Below are 20,106 nucleotides of genomic sequence, written 5' to 3' on the forward strand. Positions count from 1 at the left end.
GTATTAATTTGCGGGATAATCCGAAGTCATATATTCGTATTTCCAATACTCCTTATGCTACAAAAACTAACGATTAAGAATTACGCTATCATCGATCACCTGGAAGTGGACTTCTCAGGTAACCTGAATGTAATTACAGGGGAAACAGGGGCAGGTAAATCTATCCTGCTGGGGGCATTGTCATTGATATTGGGAGAGCGTGCAGATCCGGGGGTGTTATATGATAAGCAGTCAAAGTGCGTAATAGAAGGGGCGTTTAAAGTGAAGAAGACACAGGTGGCCGGCTTTTTCCAGCAATATGAGCTGGACCTGGAAGATCAGCTCATCATCCGCCGGGAGATCAGTACCGCCGGGAAATCACGTGCATTCATCAATGATACGCCGGTAAACCTTTCCCAGTTGGGAGAACTAAGTCAGTACCTGGTAGACCTTCATCAGCAGTTTGACACACTGGACCTGGAAAAATCAGATTTCCAGAGAGAAGTGCTGGATGCACTGGTGAATCAGCCAGCCCTGCATCAGCAATATCACCAGTTGTTCTTACGCTATGTACAGGTACAGAAACAGCTTAAACAGCTACAGGACCAACGCAATAACGCGAACAAAGAGCTGGACTATAATAAATTCCTGCTGGATGAACTGAACGATGCTGCCTTTGCACCCAATGAAATAGAAGAACTGGATGCAGAGCTGAAGATATTAAGTCATGCGGAAGAGATCAGGACCACCCTCACCCGTGCTTATTTCCAGTTAAAGGAAGATGAGCAGCCTATCTTATCCCAGTTAAGGCAGATACAGACCTCTGTACAGGGACTTTCCGCTTTCCATAAGGAAGCACCGGCCATCGCTGCAAGGCTCCAGTCAGCCTACCTCGAACTACAGGATATCACAGCAGAGATTGAACAGGTAAACGACCAGGTTCAGTTTGACGGTGCCCGTATAGAAGTTGTGAACGAGCGTATCTCCACAGGATATAAGCTGCTTAAAAAGCACGGTGTACAAACCACCGCTGAACTGTTAGCGATAAAAGAAGACCTCTCCGTTAAGGTAGAAGGGGCGCTCAATATGGATGAACAGCTGGCACAGCTGGAAAAAGAGCAGGAAACTTTGCGCGAATCACTCCGGAAGCAGGCGGCAGTTATTACGGCTGCCCGTGCAAAAGCGGCCATACCATTCGAAAAGGATGTGAACGGCCTGCTGGCACAGATAGGCATGCCCAACGCACAATTAAAGGCATCCATCATGCAGGGTGGACTGAACCCTTATGGTCAGGACACGATAGAATTCCTGTTCGATGCCAATAAGAGCGGCAATTTTGGCCCTATCCGCAAGGTGGCATCCGGTGGTGAGTTAAGCAGGTTGATGCTGTGCATCAAATCCCTGGTAGCACAATCGGTAGCATTACCGACCATGATCTTCGATGAGATCGATACCGGTATCTCTGGGGAAGCGGCCCGCCAGGTGAGCATCATTATGCAGGCGATGGCCCGCAGACACCAGGTAATCTGTATCACGCACCAGCCACAGATAGCCGGTAAAGCAGATGCTCATTACTTTGTGTACAAAGAGAGCAAAGACGGTAAAGTGACCACCAACGTGAGGATTCTGAGCAGGGAAGAGCGTATCAACCATATCGCACAGATGCTGAGTGGAGAGAAGCCTACGGCAGCAGCGCTGGAGAATGCAAGAGAGCTGGTAAAATAACCGCTATTCAATTAATCTTTTTTTTTCAACTATAACAACTATTTTTGCCAAAATTAATTTTTGAACCCAATGGCTCATAACTTATTAAAAGGAAAGAAAGGTATCATATTCGGCGCGTTGGACGAAAAGTCTATCGCCTGGAAAATCGCATTACATTGTGTTGAAGAAGGCGCAGAGATAGTGCTTACCAATGCTCCTATTGCTTTACGTATGGGAGAGATCAATAAGCTGTCAGAACAGTGTAAAGCACCTGTAATACCTGCTGATGTTACTAATATGGATGATCTGAAAAATCTTTTCACTAAATCCATGGAGCATTTTGGCGGCAAGATTGATTTTGTACTTCATTCTGTAGGTATGAGTATCAATATGCGTAAAGGAAAGTCTTATACCGAACTGGACTATGACTTCTCTCACAAGACAATGGATATCTCCGCTATGTCCCTGCACCGCGTATTGCAGACTGCTTACCAGCTGGATGCACTGAATGAGTGGGCATCAGTAGTGGCACTCACTTACATTGCAGCACAGCGTGTATTCCCTGACTACAGCGAAATGGCAGATGCCAAGTCCATGCTGGAGTCTATTGCCCGCAGCTTTGGCTACCACTATGGTATGAAGAACAAAGTGCGTGTGAATACGATCTCTCAGTCCCCAACCAGGACTACCGCAGGTGGTGGTGTAAAAGGCTTCGATGGCTTTATCACTTATGCAGAGAAAATGAGCCCTTTAGGCAATGCAACAGCTGACCAGTGCGCAGATTATTGTGTAACACTGTTCTCTGACCTTACCAGGATGGTAACGATGCAGAACCTGTTCCATGATGGTGGTTTCTCAGCTACCGGTGTTACAGCAGATGTGATCAATCAGATGGAAAAATAGATCTGTAGTAATATTATTTCTGACTCCGTTAGAGGGCAACCTTCTAACGGAGTCAGTGTTTTATGGAATCCCGGGTCCATAATCCGGACGATATGCCACAAAAAAAGCCGTTCCTTTTTATTAAAAGGAGCGGCTAAGTTTTTTAAGCATAGGCGAATTGCTGAGGCTACAATGGAAAATAGTCTGATCTAATACTCATCCTCGTTAAAGAAGAAGTCGTCCTGCGACGGATAATCAGACCAAATATCTTCTATGCCCTCGTAAATTTCCCCTTCATCTTCCAGTTCCTGTAAGTTCTCAATCACTTCAATTGGCGCACCGGAGCGGATGGCGTAATCTATTAATTCGTCCTTCGTAGCTGGCCAAGGAGCGTCCTCCAGGTATGAAGCTAATTCTAATGTCCAGTACATGTTATCGAAATTTTTACTTTCTGAAATTTCCGCAAAAGTATTATTTAATTTGAAATAAACAACTATTACTATTTTATCGGTTAATTACTTTTCTTTGAGTATGCTAACCGCACGCAATCTTACCAAAAATTATTCCAATTTACACGTACTGAAGGGTGTAGACATCACAGTAGGTAAAGGGGAAATCGTTACTATCGTTGGGTCTTCCGGTGCCGGAAAGAGTACCTTATTACATATCCTTGGCACCCTGGATACGCCATCATCGGGCGAAGTATGGCTTCGTGATGTAAATCTGGGGACCCTGAAAGGGAACGCACTGGCTGATTTCAGGAACCGTCATATGGGCTTTATTTTCCAGTTTCACCACCTTTTACCCGAGTTTTCTGCCCTGGAAAACGTTTGTATTCCCGGTTTTATTGCCGGATCAAAGAAAGCGGCTGTCAGGGAAAGGGCTGCCTTTTTGCTGGAAACACTCGGTTTGGCAGACCGGATGGAGCATAAACCCAACCAGTTGTCTGGTGGAGAACAGCAACGCGTAGCCGTGGCAAGGGCATTAATCAATGCTCCGGACATCATTATGGCCGACGAACCTACCGGTAACCTGGATTCAAAAAACGCCCGGGAATTACATCACCTGTTCATAGAACTGAGAGATAAATTTCAGCAAACCTTTATCATCGTTACCCATAACGAAGAACTGGCGCCATTAAGCGACAGGCAGCTGGTGATGCGGGATGGCAAAATAATTTCGGAAGAACTGACGGCGAAGACCATCAGTTAAATACGCGGTTTCCAGGGGATCTCCGCTACCTGCAACTGGTGTCCTATCCAACGGGACAATACAAAGAGATAGTCGCTCAGGCGGTTCATATATTGTAATACCAGCGGGTCTATAAACTGGTTCTGCTCCTGCAGGCCCACGCAAAGGCGTTCCGCCCGGCGGCATACGCAGCGGGCAATATGGCAGGTGGATACTGCCACATGACCTCCCGGCAGCAGGAAAGACTTCATTTCCGGTAATACCTCATTCATCTGGTCCATACTGTTTTCCAGTATAGTAACATCTCCTGCATGCAGGTCCGGGATACGCATTTTGGTTTCCTTCTCAGGATCACATGCCAGGGAGGAGCCTATAGTGAACAGGCGGTCCTGTATTTCCCTCAGAAAGTTAATAGTGGGAGTATCAGTCAGATAATCACTTACAAGCCCTATATAGGAGTTTAATTCATCTACAGTGCCATAGGATTCTATGCGCAGATTACTTTTGGATACTTTGGTACCGCCGATCAATGCGGTTTTACCTTTATCCCCTGTTTTGGTGTAAATCTTAAATGACATTGGAAGCAGCTTTATACCATTACGGCATGATGTGCATTCAGTTTATCTGATTCTATCAGGCCATCACGCAAACGGATCACACGGCGTGCATGGTCGGCTATATCTTCTTCGTGCGTCACCAGTACCACCGTATTACCGGAGGCATGGATCTTACCGAAGATTTCCATGATCTCTATAGAAGTCTTGGAATCCAGGTTACCGGTAGGCTCATCGGCCAGGATCAGCGAAGGGTCGTTGACCAGGGCACGGGCAATAGCCACACGCTGGCATTGTCCACCTGATAATTCATTCGGTTTGTGTTTATAACGATCTCCCAGTCCTACTTTTTCCAGCATAGCCCTGGCCTTGTCTTCCCTGTCTCTCTTACTGACACCCGCATAAATAAGGGGAACCGCTACATTTTCTAAGGCGCTGAGACGGGGCATCAGGTTAAACTGCTGGAAAACGAACCCTATTTCCTGGTTACGCACCCTTGCCAGTTCATCATCTTTCATGGTACTTACATCATGGCCGCTCAGGATATACTTACCACTGGTAGGGGTATCCAGGCAACCCAGCATGTTCATGAGTGTAGATTTACCGGAACCGGAAGGCCCCATCAGTGCAACATATTCATTTTTTAAAATGTCCATGTTGATACCTTTCAGAACGGGCAACTCATTTTTGCCGATAAAGTAGCTTTTACGGATTGCTTCCAGATGGATGACAGCCTGTGGGTGCATAAGATTGATAGATTACGGGTTACTTCTTAATAACTTTAGGAACTTTGAAATATTGGTCACTCGCAGCAGGCGCGTTCTTCAAACCCTCTTCCCGGGTTATGGAAGGCACTACCCGGTCCTCACGGAGCGCGTTGCCGTCTGCGGTCATGTGTAATAATGGTTTCACATTAGTGGTATCCAGCTCATTCAGTTTTTCTACAAAGGTGATCATCCGCTGCAGATCGCCTTTTATTTCCGTTGTTTCCTGTTCGCTGAATTCCAGTCTTGCCAGGTCTGCCAGTTGCTGTACCAGCTTCTCATTCACTTCCATAATTCAAATTAGATGAAAAGATAATAAAATATAGGTGATATTTATTATAGCTCGCGTTAAAGTTAGCTTAAATACTCCAGAGTCAAAAGATGATGAAGGTAGATGAACATGCAGGAATTTATTAATTTGCACCCCATTATGGCTACATCAAAAGAGATAGTGGTAAGCGGTATTCGCTCTACCGGATATTTACACCTGGGCAATTATTTTGGCGCTATCCGCAACTACATTAAGATGCAGGAAACTTTTAACTGCTATTTTTTCGTGGCTGACTGGCATTCGCTGACTACCCATCCTGATCCGAAAGACCTTAGAGCCAACGTGTTCCGCGTACTGGCAGAAAATATAGCCTCCGGCTTAGATCCTGAGAAGGTAGCATTGTACGCACAGAGTGACGTGCCTGAAATAGCAGAATTATACCTGTTACTCAACATGCTGGCATACAAAGGCGAACTGGAAAAGGTACCTACCTTTAAAGATAAGGTACGCCAGCAACCGGAAAACGTGAACGCCGGGTTACTCACTTACCCCGTGCTGATGAGTGCAGATATACTCATTCACCGCGGCGTAAAAGTGCCTGTAGGTAAAGACCAGGAACAACACCTGGAAATGGCCCGCAATTTTGCACAGCGCTTCAACAACCGTTATGGTTACCTTTTCCCCGAACCGGTAGCGTTTAACTTCGGAGATGACCTGATAAAAGTCCCTAGTCTGGACGGTACAGGTAAAATGAGTAAAAGCGAAAATCAGATGGCTACGCTGTATCTTTCTGATAGTGATGAACTGATCCTCAATAAGATAAAAAAAGCGAAATCAGACAGCGGTGTTGCTGTAGAAGGAGCTCCCATGCCCGAATCTGTGCAGAACCTCTTCCTGTTAATGCAACAGGTATCTACCCCGGATGTAATTAAGTTCTTTGAAGATCAATATCAGAATCAGGGTATCCGTTTCGGTGATATGAAAAAACAATTGGGTGAAGATATGGTGCGTTTTATCACACCTATCCGTGAGAAAGCCCTTGAGCTTCAGGAAGATCATGCTTATTTAAACCGTATAATGAAAGCAGGGGCAGAGAAAGCAAGGGAAAGTGCGGCACAGACTTTGCATGAAGCCAGAAAACTTATCGGTATTAATTACTATTAATTACCTGCTGTAACAAGTTTTTTAGATTGATAATCAAATAATTTTATGTAAATTATGGGATTGTAGTCTGCTACTTATTACCACAACCGGCCCCGCCGAAAAGAACGATTAACGACCCTGATAATGTCATGGCAAAACTAAATAAGATTAAACATATCGCGATAGCCGGTAATATTGGTGCAGGGAAAACCACCCTTACTGAACTGTTATCAAAGCATTACAAATGGACACCCCAGTTTGAAGATGTAGAACATAATCCTTATCTGAATGACTTCTACGAAGATATGCCCCGCTGGTCTTTTAACCTGCAGGTATATTTCCTTCATGGCCGTTTAAAACAACTGCTGGAAATCCAGAACGGAAAGGATATTGTTATACAGGACAGAACTATCTACGAGGATGCACACATTTTTGCACCTAACCTGTACGAAATGGGATTGATGACCAAAAGGGACTTCGATAACTATTTCAACTTCTTTGAAACATTAAAGTCGATGGTAAAACCACCCGACCTGCTGATATATCTGCGCGCTTCCGTGCCTACCTTAGTTGCACAGATCCAGAAAAGAGGACGTGAATACGAAGAGAATATCCGCCTGGATTACCTGAAAAGACTGAACGAATATTATAACAACTGGATAGAGAAATATACAGAAGGACCGCTACTCATTATCGATATCGATAAGAATAAATTTCCTGAGAGTGATGAAGACCTGGGAGAGATTATCTCCCGTATTGATTCTCAGTTGCACGGACTTTTTTAATCGATATTAAAATAATTTCCTAATATTGCCTCCTCACTTCCCGGTGAGGAGTTTTTTTTGTTTGTTAACGAATACCGGTTGTTTTGAAAAAGATGTTTGTTTCCATTGTTTGTACAATGTGCAGTGTGCTTTCGTGCGCACAAAATTTATGGCTTTCCGCAGAAAAGCAACAGTACCCGGGCACATACAGCCGCCATTTTCAGCAGGTATTTACTGCTGTGCAAAACCAGGCTGCACTGGCTTATATAACTGTGCCATCCGCCGGTATAAATACCGAAAGAAGGTTCATGTTAAAGGCGCTCAGTTTATACAGCGCTGTGGTCACATTACCAGCCCCGCCAGGAACTTTTGCATTCAATATTCAGCAGGCAGGGTACAGCGCTTACCAGCAGCAACAACTGGGCATTGCCTATGGCAGACAGTTAGGGAATAAACTAAGCATAGGTATGCAGATAGATTACCTCTCCAGCGCCATCCGGCAATATGGCAGCGCAACCACCATTACTTTCGAATTGGGATGCCTGCTGCATATCACACCACAATTACACGCAGGGCTGCACCTGTTCAATCCTGTTAACAGAAAACTGGGCGATGAACCATTATCCGTTATCTACACCGCAGGCATCGGTTACGAAGTCTCCGAAGACTTCCTGATCAGCACTGTAGTAGTACAGGAAAATGATGTATCACCTGTCACAAAAGTCATGTGTGAATACCGTATCATTCCGCAGTTATCACTGCAATTAGGCACTTCTCCGACCAATGCTGCCGCCAGTTTTACACTTGGCAGAATGCGCATTTTCTTCTCCGCTTCTCATCATCCTCAACTGGGCTTTACACCCAATACATCCATTGTATGGCAATTAAAAAAAGCTTAATACTGTTGCTGTTATATAGCCAGTATATACACGCACAGGAATTAACTGCAACAGCAGAAAATCAGCTGGAAAATCATATGGCAATACCAGATGATGATGCACAGCTACAACTACTAAACGGTTACACCCGTCATAAGATTTCTTTAAACACTGCGGATGCTGCCGCCTTACAATCGCTGGGTTTATTAAGCCCTTTACAGATCACTAATTTCATGTTATACCGCCAGTTATTGGGTAAGCTGTTAAGTATCTATGAATTACAGGCAATACCAGGCTTTGATGCGGCCCTCATCCGCAGTTTACTGCCCTATGTACAGGTAGGTGAAGACCTGCAACCACACCATACTTTAAAAGACTATACGCACAATGGGGATCATGCATTCCTGTGCCGCTACAACAATCCCGGTAAACTATTACTCCGCTACCGGTATAATTACCCTAATTACATAAGCTGGGGTATGCTGACAGAAAAAGATGCAGGAGAAAGACTATTCGATTTCAACAGCGCGCACCTGTTCGTAAAAAACTACAAACACATTAAAGCATTGGCACTGGGAGATTTTACCGTAAACATGGGGCAGGGCCTCATCAACTGGCAAACACTGGCATTGGGTAAAGGCCCCGCTGTAATGCAGATAAAAAGAGAAAGCGATTTGTTACGTCCCTATGCTTCGGCTGGAGAATTTTATTTCTACAGAGGTGCCGGTATTACGATACAACACGACAACTGGCAGGGAACAGCATTTATTTCATTAAGACAATTAGATGGAACAATAGATACATTACTGGCATCGCTTTACAGCAGTGGTTATCATCGTACAGATACAGAACGGAAAAAAAGGAATGCGATACAGCAATTTACAACAGGCGGCAATCTCTCCTTCATAAAACAAAACTGGCATGCAGGTATTAACATCATCCGGCATCACTACTCTGTTCCGCTACAAAAAGATAACAAACCCTACAATCTTTTTGCATTCTCAGGTACACAATTAACCAACGCCAGCATAGACTACGCCGCTACCTGGAAGAACCTGCATTTCTTCGGAGAAATAGCCATCAGTGATAATCTCAAAACAGGGATGGTACACGGAATACTGGCCAGTGTGGCAAAAAATGCAGATATCAGTATATTATACCGCCATTACAACCAGGCCTACCAATCTATGTACAACAATGCATTCGGAGAATATTACAAAGCCGTAAATGAACGTGGATTATATACCGCTATTGCATTAAAAATCACTCCGTATTTAATAGTAAACGGTTATGCAGATGTATTCAGTTTTCCCTGGTTATCATACAGTATAAATACACCTGCTAACGGAAAAGAAGTATTGCTCTCCCTCACTTATACCCCGGACAAACACACCGAGGCATTTATCCGTTACAGCTATTCAACCAAACAACAAAAAGAGAACGATAACAACTTTATCAAATGGCCTGTACAGGTTAAAAAACAAAGCTGGCGATGCCAGACAACCATGCAGCTAAAAGAAGGACTAATTATAAAGAGCAGGGTAGAAGTAAACAGATCTGCCAATCAACAAGGTTTTTTATTATTTCTTGACGCTGCTTACCAACTTCCAAAAACATCATTTACATTTTCAGGCAGATATATAACATTCGTCACCGGAGGTACCGCAACAACAATGTATGTTATAACATCTGGTATCTTATATGAGTATATGTTGTCTCAATTATATGGTAGAGGATGCCAGTACCAACTTTGTACCCGATGGCGTTTAATGCCCCGGTTATCGCTATGGGCGCGGTTTCAGCAGACAGTCTACTCAGCCTTTGCATCAGAACAAAGTAATAAAAATGTTATCACGTTACAGATGCAACAGTTATTCTAGAGATATAATGGACAAATAACATTAAAGAACTAACACTTTTTTTGTACTTATAATATTGTGAATAATATTATTACATATTTAAAATTTATCTGCTCCTAAAAAAAAGTTAAAATATTCTTGGTAGTGAGAAAAAAAAATCTATAAATTGTGCTTCTCAACCAAAATCTAAATCGTAATATGAAAGAGGCCAACATCTCTTTTTCCTGCTGTGCTGTGAATTACCTTTTGTCAACCTTTTTACAGCGGTTCTGTTCTATGCATTTCGCAGCAGGGAATGAGTTATGTACTGTGCCACACACAGCCATCCAGGTTCTTGCCGCCTTCACCCCGGATGGTTTTTTTAGCAAAAAAGTTATTATTATAAAAACTGTGGTTTAAGCTTATGAGGCTTTTGCTGTAATGGCTGTTGGTTGGCTATTGCGGCAAGAGCGTAACTCATTTTAATTTTTTATTGTCAACTAAATCTAAATCGTTTTATGAAAAGAGCGTTACTCTTTCTCACTATGCTTATGGTGAGCGTAACTCTGGCGTTTGCCCAACAGCGTCAGATTACGGGTAAGGTTACCGGCGCAGACGGATCTCCTTTACCTTTCGCAACAGTACAACTTAAAGGGACAACAACAGGGACAACAACAGATCAGCAGGGAAGTTTTAAACTGACAGTAACAGGAAGTAATCCTGTTCTCACCATTAGAAGTGTAGGATTTGCCTCACAGGAAATTACCCTTGGAAGTAGCAATGCTGTTACCATAAAACTGAAAGAGGAAGACAAAAATCTTCAGGAAGTAGTAGTGACTGCATTGGGTATTGCCAGAAAAAAGAATGAGCTGGCTTACTCTGCACAAACAGTAAGTGCAGAAGAGCTGAACAGGACTCGTGATCCTAACGTTGTAAACTCTTTATCAGGTAAAGTTGCAGGTCTGGAAGTACGCAGAAACAGTACAATGGGGGGTTCTACCAACATCGTGCTGCGTGGTAATAAATCTTTTCAAAACTCAAACCAGGCATTGTTTGTAGTAGATGGAGTACCTATCGATAACTCTACTACCAACACCTCTGACCAGGCTTCCGGCCGCGGTGGTTTCGACTACGGTAATGCTGCTGCAGATATCAATCCTGATGACGTACAATCAATCAACGTTCTGAAAGGAGCTGCTGCTGCTGCATTGTACGGTTCCCGTGCTGCAAATGGTGTGATCATGATCACTACCAAAAAAGGCAGAAAAGGATTGGGCGTAACTGTCAATGTAGGCGGTACAATAGGTACTATGGACAAGAGTACCTTCCCTAAATATCAGAAACAATACGGTGCTGGTTACTACGATCAGGACGATTATACATACGAATCTCCGGATGGCCATTTCCTTTACAGGGATGTTAACGGTGACGGTCAGAACGATCTGGTTGTACCAATGTCAGAAGATGCTTCTTTCGGTGCTAAATTCGATCCAAACCTGATGGTATACAACTACCGTTCATTCGATCCAACCTCTCCCCAGTATAAAAAAGCAAGCCCCTGGGTGGCTGCACAACACGATCCATCTTACTTCTTCAAAAATACAACCGCTTCTAATACCAGTGTTACTATCGATGGTGGCGGAGATCAGGGTTATTTCAAACTCGGTTATACAAAAACCATTGAGAACGGTATGATCCCTAATGCCAAACTGGCAAAGGACATGCTGAACTTCGGTGCTTCTTATAATCTGACCAGCAAATTAACGGCCAGCGCTGCTGTGAATATGTCTAAGATAGATGGTAAAGGCCGTTATGGTACCGGTTATGACGAATACAACCCTATGCAGGGCTTCCGCCAGTGGTGGGAGATGAACGTAGACATGAAACAACAGGAAGAAGATTATCAGAGAACCAAACTGAATAAAAGCTGGAACCTGCAGGACCCGGACAATCCGGTTCCTATCTATACAGATAACATGTATTTCATGAGATACGAAAACTACGAAAAAGATAACCGTGTTCGTTATTTCGGAAATGTTGCGCTGAACTATAAAATCACTAACTGGATGAACTTGCTGGGTAGAGTGAGTATGGATACTTACTCCCAGTCTCAGGAAGAAAGAAACGCTGTAGGTAGTAAAAACACCTCTTCCTATTCAAGATATGACGGTACGTTTGGTGAATATAACTACGACCTGTTACTGAATATCGATAAGGAAATTAATAACAACTTCAAGTTTACAGGACTGGTAGGTGGTAACGTCCGTAACACCCGCGTAAAATATGTTCGCGAAGAAACGAACGGTGGACTGGTAGTACCTAAATTATATTCTTTATCTAACTCTGTAAATCCTATACAGGCACCAGTTGAAGCGGATAGCGCAATGCAGGTGAATGGAGTTTTTGCCAGCGTGGGATTAGGATATAAGAAAATGTTATTCCTGGATCTGACCGGTCGTCGTGATCAGTCTTCCACTTTACCTAAAGGGAATAATGCATACTATTACCCATCTGCATCACTCGGTTTCGTGTTCTCTGAAGTAGTACACGCTCCATGGTTATCTTATGGTAAATTACGTGTGAACTATGCACAGGTAGGTAACAGTGCACCTGCACAGGCGTTGATCGATGCTTACGACAAACCAAGTGGTTTCGGTAGCGTTCCTCTTTTCTCAGTACCGGCTACTAAAGCAAATGCTCACCTGAAACCAGAACAGACAAAGAGTTTTGAAACAGGGGTGGAAGCATCTTTCTTCCAGAACCGCGTTAGCCTGGACGTTACTTACTACACTTCAAAAAGTATTGATCAGATCCTGCGTTTACCCGTTTCAAGGGCTACCGGTTATGATCAGATTTATATAAATGCAGGTACCATCAGCAATAAAGGGGTGGAAGTAAGCCTGAATGTAACACCAGTAAAAACACGCGACTTCTCCTGGGTTGTTGGTGTAAACTGGTCTAAGAACAAGAGTAAAGTACTTGACCTGCCTTCTGGTGTAGACTTCATCCAGTTGGGTTCTTTCACCTTACAGGGTGGTATCACCATTGGTCATGCTAAGAACGATGCATATGGTGTAATCCGTGGTACAGACTATATATATGACAAAACAACAGGTAAAAAAGTAGTGTATGATGCAGATGGGGACAGTCCTGGTTACTATGAGAAAACCGGTTCTGCCAACAATGTAATCGGTAACTATACTCCGGACTGGATAGGTGGTATTACCAATACCTTAAGATATAAGGATCTGTCTTTAGCATTCCTGGTAGATATGAAACAAGGTGGAGATGTATTCTCTCTCGATCAGTATTATGGCCAGTCTACCGGTATCTATGCTGAAAGCGTAAGACTGAACGACAAAGGTAAATCTATCAGAGACGCAGTTGAAGATGGTGGTGGTATCATTTTCGATGGTGTAACTCCTGATGGAAAAGTAAATACCCAGAGAGTTCGTGTAAGTGGTACCCGTGGTTTAGGCGTAAATGGTTATCCCGCTAAAGCATTTATTTATGATGCCAGCTTTATAAAATTACGTGAAGTATCTCTTACTTATTCTTTGCCTGTAAGCCTCATCAGCCATATAAAGGCATTTAAAGGAATTGATGTGAGCCTGTTAGGTCGGAACCTCTGGATCATTCATAAAAACTTACCAATGGCTGACCCTGAAGAAAACCTCAGCGCAGGTAACATCCAGGGTTATCAGAGTGGTGTGTATCCTACTTACCGCACTTTTGGTGCGAACTTAAGGTTCCGGTTCTAATTATCAGTTAAGAAAATATTCGACATGAAAAAGATATTCGTAATTATATCATCAGTGCTTGTTTTTGCTACTTCATGTACAAAACTTAGCAGTCTGAATGACGATCCTAAAAAGGCTGCCGTTGTTCCCGGAGAGATGCTGTTCTCTTCCGCAGAAAAAAACCTCTATGATAACCTGACGTCCAACAGCGTGAATCTGAACGTATTCAGGTTGCTGGCACAGTATCAGGCACAGGTAACCTACATAGACGAAAGCCGTTATGACCTGGGTACCCGTAACATTCCGCAGGCTTTCTGGCAGGCATTATACAGAGACGTGTTAAAAGATCTCTCTGCCGGTAAAGCGCTCATCAAAGCTGATTCTGCTTTATTGCCCGCTGATGCGATCATTAAAAAGAATAAACTGGCTATCATCGATATCACAGAAGCATATACCAATTTTATACTGGTAACCTGCTATGGTAATATCCCTTATACCGAAACAATGGATATCAATAAACTGGACCCTAAGTTTGATGATCAGAAAACGGTGTATTATGATCTGCTGGACCGTCTGAAGGCAGACGTTGCCGCACTGGATGTGTCACAGGGTAGTTTCGGTACCGCCGACCTCATATACCAGGGTAACGTGGCTTCCTGGATTAAGTTAGCCAACAGCATGAGATTAAAAATGGGGCTGGTGATTGCTGATATAGACAATGCCAAAGCTGTGGAAGTGATAAATGACGCAGCAACAAACGTCTTTACCTCCAATGCAGACAATGCGATATTGAAATACCTGAGTTCTGAACCAAATACAAACCCTATCTGGGTGGACCTGGTAAAGAGCAAACGTAAAGACTATGTGATACCTACCACACTGGTAGATCCAATGAACGCTACCAATGACCCAAGACGCCCTTTCTATTACACCGCAACAGGATCAGGTGCGTATGTTGGTGGTGTGTATGGCTCAGGTAATGTTTATTCCAGCTACTCACATGTAAGTGCAAAGATTACCGCACCCGATTTTGAAGCAATACTGATGGACTACGCAGAAGTAGAATTTGCACTGGCAGAAGCAGTTGCCCGCGGCGGATTTTCCGTGTCAGGTACAGCTGCTGATCACTATAACAAAGGTATTGCAGCTTCTATTACCTATTGGGGTGGTTCTGCGGCAGATGCAGCTACTTTCATTGCACAGCCAACCGTAGATTACGCTACATTGACCGGCACCTGGCAGCAAAAAATAGGTATGCAGAAATATATCGCCTTATATAACAGGGGATATGATGCCTGGCTGGAATGGAGAAGACTGGATTATCCTATCTTAAACGCTCCGGTAGATATTTCGTATAGTAATATCCCTGTAAGACTGACATACCCTGTCAGTGAACAGAACCTGAATAAAACACAATATGACGCAGCCGCAGCTGCAATAGGCGGAGATAAGGTAACTACCAAGTTATTCTGGGATAGATTCTAACCTGAACAGGACAATAATTGTTAAAAGGCCCCGGCATATGCCGGGGCCTTTTTTGTTATTGGTACACTTAAAAATGCGGTTGAACGCTCATTTCCCAAAAATATCTTTCTAAATATAGAACCCTTAGTAGTTTTTTTTGTTAATCCTACAGACCCGACCCAAATAAAGGAACAATACAATCGGAATCATGTTAGCTAAAAGTGTATATGGGACTCTTATAAATGGACTTTATTATATACAACTACAGTGCATTTAATCATTTGCATAAATCTCAGAACCGTTATGCTAAAACAACTACTAATCCTGTTTTCGTTCTTTCTTCTTACTCTCAACATTTATGCCCAGCAACGTGAAGTTACTGGAAAGGTGACCGGTAACGATGGTGCACCAATACCGTATGCCACTATACAGATCAAGGGTACCAACAGGGGTACTACCGCTGGTCAGAACGGGACCTTCCGTTTAATGGTGGACGGCAATAATGTTGTTTTACAAGTCAGAAGTATAGGTTTTGCCGTTAAGGAAATTGCCGTAGGAGATAATTCCAATCTGAATGTTACGCTTGCTCAGGATAATACCAACCTGGAGGAAGTAATCGTAACGGGGTTGGGTATCCGGCGTGAGAAAAAAGCGTTGGGATATGCTGTTCAGGATGTAAAGGGGGATGATCTGGTAAAGGCCAGTCAGGGCGATGCTTTAAGAGCATTGTCGGGTAAAGTGGCCGGATTGCAGGTAGTAGGTTCCGGTGGTACACCAGGTGCAGCTACCTACGTTAAGTTAAGGGGTACCAATTCACTTACAGGCAATAATCAGCCGCTGTTTGTGATTGATGGTATTCCAATAGATAACTCACAGAATTATTCAGGAGACCCTTCGGATGGTACCAATAATGTATTACAGGGGGCTACCAATACGAACCGTGGTGCAGATATTAACCCGGACGATATAGAAAGTATTTCTGTATTGAAGGGGCCGGCTGCTGCGGCTCTTTATGGTATTGATGCTGCTAACGGCGCTATTATCATTACCACTAAAAAAGGGAAATCCGGCAGAATACAGGTAGAATTCAGTACCGGCGTTTCATTCGATGTGGTAAACAGGTTGCCCAAAATACAGTTGGTATACGCCAGAGGTACGGGAGGAAAACTGTTGCCATTTTCATCAACCAACCGTTATTCCTGGGGACCAAGAGCAGATACGCTGTCCTGGACAGGTGTACCAAATGAATATGATCAGCATGGAGATGTAGTGGGAAGGTCTGATCCTTCCGCTAAAATACCTTTCCGTCCTTATAATAATACAAAAGACTTCTGGAGAACAGGGACTACCTACAATAATTCCCTTTCTTTTACCGGAGGTTCGGACGTTGCCACCTACCGGATGTCCGTATCCCATCTTTATCAGAACTCCATTGTACCTACGCAAAGCCTGCAACGCAGTTCTGTGGCATTTGCAGGTCAGTTGAAGGTTTCTGAAAAGGTGAAAGTATCCAGCAATGTTAACTTTACGACATCCGGTGGTAATATGCCTCAGAATGGTAGTAACCTCTCCGGTATCATGCTGGGATTAACGAGAACGCCTATTACCTTTGACAATTCCAATGGCGGACTAAAAGCCGATAATCCTAAGACCTATTTATTCTCCAATGGATTACAAAGGTCTTACCGCAATGGTATCTATGATAATCCCTATTGGACAATTAACCAGAACCCTTACACTACAGCGGTGAACCGTATTATAGGGAATGTGCAAATGGACTGGGGTATTTCGCAGGACTTTACCCTTACTTACCGCGTAGGAACGGATATCTATAGTGATAACCGTCACCAGTATTATGAAATACAGTCTGGTGCTTATTCTGGAGGTAGAGTGTTTGATGACAGGTACACCTATAAAAGTGTGAACTCTGATCTGATCCTTGGCTACAGTAAGCAGCTATCTAAAAATTTCCGTCTGGACGCCAAGGTGGGTAACAACTATTACTCCCGTAAACTGGATGAATTATATGTTCAGGGAGATGGATTAACCTCTCCCGGTTATGATAATATCAGTAATGCAACCGCACAGAAGTCATATAATTTCGTCACTCCATACAGAAGAGCGTCCGGTTATTTTGATATTAACCTGGACTTCATGTCAATGCTGTACCTGGAAATAACAGGACGTAATGACTGGTCTTCCACTTTACCTAAAAAAAGCAATTCATTCTTTTATCCTTCTGCCAGCCTTGGATTTGTGTTTACAGAGCTGGAAGGTCTAAAGGGTGGAGATGTGTTAAGTATGGGTAAGCTCCGTTTATCAGCTGCTCAGGTAGGTAAAGACCCTGGTCCTTTCAATATCCGCTCTTTCTTTACACCTACAACTTATCCTGATGGATATACTACCGGTGTTACTTTCCCGTATAATGGCAAAGGTAGTTTCAGTTTAAATAATGTATTGGGTAATCCTGACCTGAAACCAGAGAAAACAGTTTCTTACGAAATCGGTTTGCAGTTACAGTTCTTACAGAACAGATTGGGACTGGATGCAACCTATTATTATTCCAAGGGTACGGACCTGCTGGTACGCTCTCCTATAGCAGGGTCTACCGGGTTCCAGTATGTTACGCTTAATGCAGGTTCTATTCAGAACAAGGGGCTGGAAATGTCGCTCACTGCAAAACCAATCGTTGGGAAGGTTTTCTCCTGGGACATGGTGGTTAACTACAGCATGAACAGGAGCAAGGTCCTGAAACTGGCACCAGGTATCAATCAGATCACCGTAAATGGGTTTACCGGTACTACAATTTCACATCTGCCGGGTAAACCTGCCGGTATCATCTATGCTTATGGATGGTTGAGGGATAGTCATGGCAACATCGTGATTAGTGACCAGAGCGGAGATTTTGGCTACCCTGTAGTATCAACACAACAGACACAGGTAGGGGACCCCAACCCTAAGTTCCTGTTGGGATTTGGTAATACTTTCACCTATAAAGGGCTGTCACTGTATACATTGTTAGATTGGAAACACAAGGGTGACATGTGGAATGGTACCCGTGGTTCTTTAATGGCGATCGGTACTTCAGCCTATACATTGAACCGTGGTACTAACAATCTTTTCCAGGGTGTTTTGGGGCATCTGAATGATGCCGGCGAGATTGTACATAATGATGGCGCTGCAGAGAAACCGGGGACAGGAGCAGCCAATACCACAGCGGTACCTCTTGATCAGGCCTGGTACCAGGGTAATGGTGGTGGCTTTGGCGCACAGACAGAATCATTTATAGATGATGCTTCTTATATTAAACTGCGCGAGGTAAGTCTTGCTTACGATTTTAACCTGTCAAAATTTGATAACGGGAAATTCATTAAAACGATATCCGTCAGTGCATTTGCCCGTAATATCCTGTTATGGTCCCCCTATAAAGGGATAGATCCGGAAACCAGTCTTACAGGAGCTACCAATGCACAGGGCATCGATTATTTTAATATGCCCGGCACCTCCAGTTATGGATTGAACCTGAAGTTTAAATTCTAAACCGTTAAAAAGTAAGACATGTTACGTACTATAAAATATATACTACCAATGTTGACCCTGCTGCTGGTTACGCAGGGTTGTAAGAAAGCATACTTTTATAATGGCATTAATGACGATCCTTCCCAGTTAAAAGCGCCTACACCATCTGCCATACTGCCAGGGGCCATTCTATCAAGCGCTTACACCTGGGGTGGGGATGCCTCCCGTTTTGCTTCCATCTTTATGCAGCAGGTTACAGGTGCCGCTAATCAGTCGGCCAGTTATAACAGCTATGTATTAACACCGGATGACGTGGATAATATGTGGTATGCCGGTTTTTACGGAGCCATTATGACCAATGTAGATACCCTCATAAGAATCGCTGAGAGCAAAGGACAGGGACATTATGCAGCAGTGGGTAAAATCCTGATGGCCAATGATCTGGGAGAGGTTACTGATTACTGGGGAGATGTTCCTTATACAGAAGCATTCCAGGGGTTAAACAACACTCAACCAAAATACGACAGTCAAAAAGCGCTTTACGACACTTTACAGAGTTTACTGGACCAGGCAATTACAGCTTTATCCTCAGATGATGGCAGTGCTTTCCAGCCCGGCAGTTCGGATGATCTTCTATTTAACGGAGATCTGGGGCTGTGGCTCAGATTTGCGCATTCACTAAAAGCCAAATTTTATCTGCATGTGGTGAAGGTCGATGGTACTGCGCTGGCAAAAGCAAAGGCACAGATCGCTGACGGATTTGCCGATGGGGAAGGTGCATTTGTAAAGTTTGTAGGAAGCAGTGCAGCCACTACCCAGGCTCCCTGGTTTCAGTTTAACGATCAGCGCGCGGATATTACATTTGACGGATATCTGAATGATCTGTTGCTTAACAGTGAAGATCCGCGGTACAGTGTTTATTATGACCCTTCAGACGGTACCCTGTTGGGGTCCTTGTATGGTTCCGCCAATTCCCCTGTATATTTCATGTCTTATGATGAACTGAAGTTCATTGAGGCAGAAGTGGCATTCAGGAACAGTGATAAAACAACGGCTGCTGCATCCTACAATGAAGCGGTAAGGGCAAACCTGCAAAGAACGGTAGGCAGCACTACTTATCTGGCCACGGTAATGAAAACGTCCGCTACTATCACTTTAAAGGATATTATGGTACAGAAATATATTGCTTTGTTTCTGGACCCGGAAGTATGGACAGACTGGCGCAGGACGGGCTATCCTGTATTAACGGCCCCTGCTAACAATTCGTTGAACGGAGCGCTGCCCCGCTCCGTATATTATCCCAGCAGTGAGGTCCGTTATAACAAAAATACCCCGGCCAATACTACGCTCACACGCCGGGTATGGTGGGATGTAGAGTAAATTAAGGGGAACATAATACAATACTTATAAAAAAG

Annotated in this window: 15 protein-coding genes; 11 read left to right on the forward strand and 4 right to left on the reverse strand. The window is 43.7% G+C overall.

The window, feature by feature from the left end; all coding sequences use genetic code 11:
• Positions 1–54: 54 nt before the first annotated feature.
• Together recN and GO495_RS02040 are read left to right on the forward strand one after the other, a co-directional pair.
• A complete protein-coding gene (gene recN, locus GO495_RS02035; protein WP_157298036.1) occupies positions 55–1,704 on the forward strand; it encodes a DNA repair protein RecN in 1,650 nt (549 codons plus the stop codon).
• 69 nt (positions 1,705–1,773) lie between these two features.
• Positions 1,774–2,586 (forward strand): enoyl-ACP reductase FabI, encoded by an 813-nt coding sequence (locus GO495_RS02040; protein ID WP_157298037.1) that lies wholly within the window; start codon positions 1,774–1,776, stop codon positions 2,584–2,586.
• 188 nt (positions 2,587–2,774) lie between these two features.
• On the opposite strand, the gene GO495_RS02045 is transcribed toward GO495_RS02040, so the two are convergent.
• Entirely contained in the window at positions 2,775–2,996 is a 222-nt protein-coding gene (locus GO495_RS02045) for a DUF2795 domain-containing protein (protein WP_012794455.1), read from the reverse strand.
• Positions 2,997–3,096: 100 nt separating this feature from the next.
• On the opposite strand from GO495_RS02045, the gene GO495_RS02050 reads away from it, so the two are divergent.
• Positions 3,097–3,777, forward strand: coding sequence for an ABC transporter ATP-binding protein (locus GO495_RS02050; protein ID WP_157299076.1), 681 nt, complete (start codon positions 3,097–3,099; stop codon positions 3,775–3,777).
• On the opposite strand, the gene GO495_RS02055 is transcribed toward GO495_RS02050, so the two are convergent.
• The 3 genes from GO495_RS02055 to gatC are packed head-to-tail and all read right to left on the reverse strand — an operon-like array spanning position 3,774 to position 5,366.
• Positions 3,774–4,334 carry a cob(I)yrinic acid a,c-diamide adenosyltransferase gene (locus tag GO495_RS02055; protein WP_157298038.1) on the reverse strand — a complete coding sequence of 187 codons (561 nt, stop codon included), beginning with the start codon at positions 4,332–4,334 and terminating at the stop codon, positions 3,774–3,776. The two genes, GO495_RS02050 and GO495_RS02055, sit on opposite strands and share 4 nt — an antisense overlap.
• An 11-nt stretch (positions 4,335–4,345) precedes the next feature.
• Complete coding sequence (locus tag GO495_RS02060; RefSeq protein WP_157298039.1) at positions 4,346–5,056, reverse strand: ABC transporter ATP-binding protein; 711 nt, start codon at positions 5,054–5,056, stop codon at positions 4,346–4,348.
• A 19-nt stretch (positions 5,057–5,075) separates the two neighbouring features.
• Positions 5,076–5,366 (reverse strand): Asp-tRNA(Asn)/Glu-tRNA(Gln) amidotransferase subunit GatC, encoded by a 291-nt coding sequence (gene gatC, locus GO495_RS02065; RefSeq protein WP_157298040.1) that lies wholly within the window; start codon positions 5,364–5,366, stop codon positions 5,076–5,078.
• A gap of 138 nt (positions 5,367–5,504) precedes the next feature.
• Here gatC and trpS point away from each other — a divergent pair, with 138 nt between their 5' ends.
• From trpS to GO495_RS02105, 8 genes are all read left to right on the forward strand, one after another.
• The gene (trpS, locus tag GO495_RS02070) at positions 5,505–6,509 is read left to right on the forward strand and encodes a tryptophan--tRNA ligase (RefSeq protein WP_157298041.1); all 1,005 of its coding nucleotides are present in this window, start codon (positions 5,505–5,507) and stop codon (positions 6,507–6,509) included.
• Positions 6,510–6,637: 128 nt separating this feature from the next.
• Entirely contained in the window at positions 6,638–7,273 is a 636-nt protein-coding gene (locus GO495_RS02075) for a deoxynucleoside kinase (protein WP_089779413.1), read from the forward strand.
• Between the two features lie 83 nt (positions 7,274–7,356).
• Positions 7,357–8,151, forward strand: coding sequence for a hypothetical protein (locus GO495_RS02080; protein WP_157298042.1), 795 nt, complete (start codon positions 7,357–7,359; stop codon positions 8,149–8,151).
• Positions 8,130–10,010, forward strand: coding sequence for a ComEA family DNA-binding protein (locus tag GO495_RS02085; RefSeq protein ID WP_157298043.1), 1,881 nt, complete (start codon positions 8,130–8,132; stop codon positions 10,008–10,010). Before GO495_RS02080 ends, GO495_RS02085 begins: the two co-directional genes overlap by 22 nt.
• A 476-nt stretch (positions 10,011–10,486) precedes the next feature.
• A complete protein-coding gene (locus GO495_RS02090; protein WP_157298044.1) occupies positions 10,487–13,729 on the forward strand; it encodes a SusC/RagA family TonB-linked outer membrane protein in 3,243 nt (1,080 codons plus the stop codon).
• Between the two features lie 24 nt (positions 13,730–13,753).
• Positions 13,754–15,193, forward strand: coding sequence for a SusD/RagB family nutrient-binding outer membrane lipoprotein (locus tag GO495_RS02095; protein ID WP_157298045.1), 1,440 nt, complete (start codon positions 13,754–13,756; stop codon positions 15,191–15,193).
• Between the two features lie 282 nt (positions 15,194–15,475).
• Positions 15,476–18,712, forward strand: coding sequence for a SusC/RagA family TonB-linked outer membrane protein (locus GO495_RS02100; protein ID WP_157298046.1), 3,237 nt, complete (start codon positions 15,476–15,478; stop codon positions 18,710–18,712).
• Positions 18,713–18,730: 18 nt separating this feature from the next.
• Positions 18,731–20,071, forward strand: a complete 1,341-nt coding sequence (locus GO495_RS02105) for a SusD/RagB family nutrient-binding outer membrane lipoprotein (RefSeq protein ID WP_157298047.1) — start codon at positions 18,731–18,733, stop codon at positions 20,069–20,071.
• Positions 20,072–20,106 lie beyond the last annotated feature (35 nt).

The organism is Chitinophaga oryziterrae, from assembly GCF_009758125.1.
Classification (GTDB): Bacteria; Bacteroidota; Bacteroidia; order Chitinophagales; family Chitinophagaceae; genus Chitinophaga; species Chitinophaga oryziterrae.

Excerpts from the sequence above, each read along its gene's own strand:
- recN (WP_157298036.1), top strand. The coding sequence starts at position 55 with ATGCTACAAAAACTAACGATTAAGAATTACGCTATCATCGATCACCTG.
- GO495_RS02040 (WP_157298037.1), top strand. The coding sequence starts at position 1,774 with ATGGCTCATAACTTATTAAAAGGAAAGAAAGGTATCATATTCGGCGCG.
- GO495_RS02045 (WP_012794455.1), bottom strand. The coding sequence starts at position 2,996 with ATGTACTGGACATTAGAATTAGCTTCATACCTGGAGGACGCTCCTTGG.
- GO495_RS02050 (WP_157299076.1), top strand. The coding sequence starts at position 3,097 with ATGCTAACCGCACGCAATCTTACCAAAAATTATTCCAATTTACACGTA.
- GO495_RS02055 (WP_157298038.1), bottom strand. The coding sequence starts at position 4,334 with ATGTCATTTAAGATTTACACCAAAACAGGGGATAAAGGTAAAACCGCA.
- GO495_RS02060 (WP_157298039.1), bottom strand. The coding sequence starts at position 5,056 with ATGCACCCACAGGCTGTCATCCATCTGGAAGCAATCCGTAAAAGCTAC.
- gatC (WP_157298040.1), bottom strand. The coding sequence starts at position 5,366 with ATGGAAGTGAATGAGAAGCTGGTACAGCAACTGGCAGACCTGGCAAGA.
- trpS (WP_157298041.1), top strand. The coding sequence starts at position 5,505 with ATGGCTACATCAAAAGAGATAGTGGTAAGCGGTATTCGCTCTACCGGA.
- GO495_RS02075 (WP_089779413.1), top strand. The coding sequence starts at position 6,638 with ATGGCAAAACTAAATAAGATTAAACATATCGCGATAGCCGGTAATATT.
- GO495_RS02085 (WP_157298043.1), top strand. The coding sequence starts at position 8,130 with ATGGCAATTAAAAAAAGCTTAATACTGTTGCTGTTATATAGCCAGTAT.
- GO495_RS02090 (WP_157298044.1), top strand. The coding sequence starts at position 10,487 with ATGAAAAGAGCGTTACTCTTTCTCACTATGCTTATGGTGAGCGTAACT.
- GO495_RS02095 (WP_157298045.1), top strand. The coding sequence starts at position 13,754 with ATGAAAAAGATATTCGTAATTATATCATCAGTGCTTGTTTTTGCTACT.
- GO495_RS02100 (WP_157298046.1), top strand. The coding sequence starts at position 15,476 with ATGCTAAAACAACTACTAATCCTGTTTTCGTTCTTTCTTCTTACTCTC.
- GO495_RS02105 (WP_157298047.1), top strand. The coding sequence starts at position 18,731 with ATGTTACGTACTATAAAATATATACTACCAATGTTGACCCTGCTGCTG.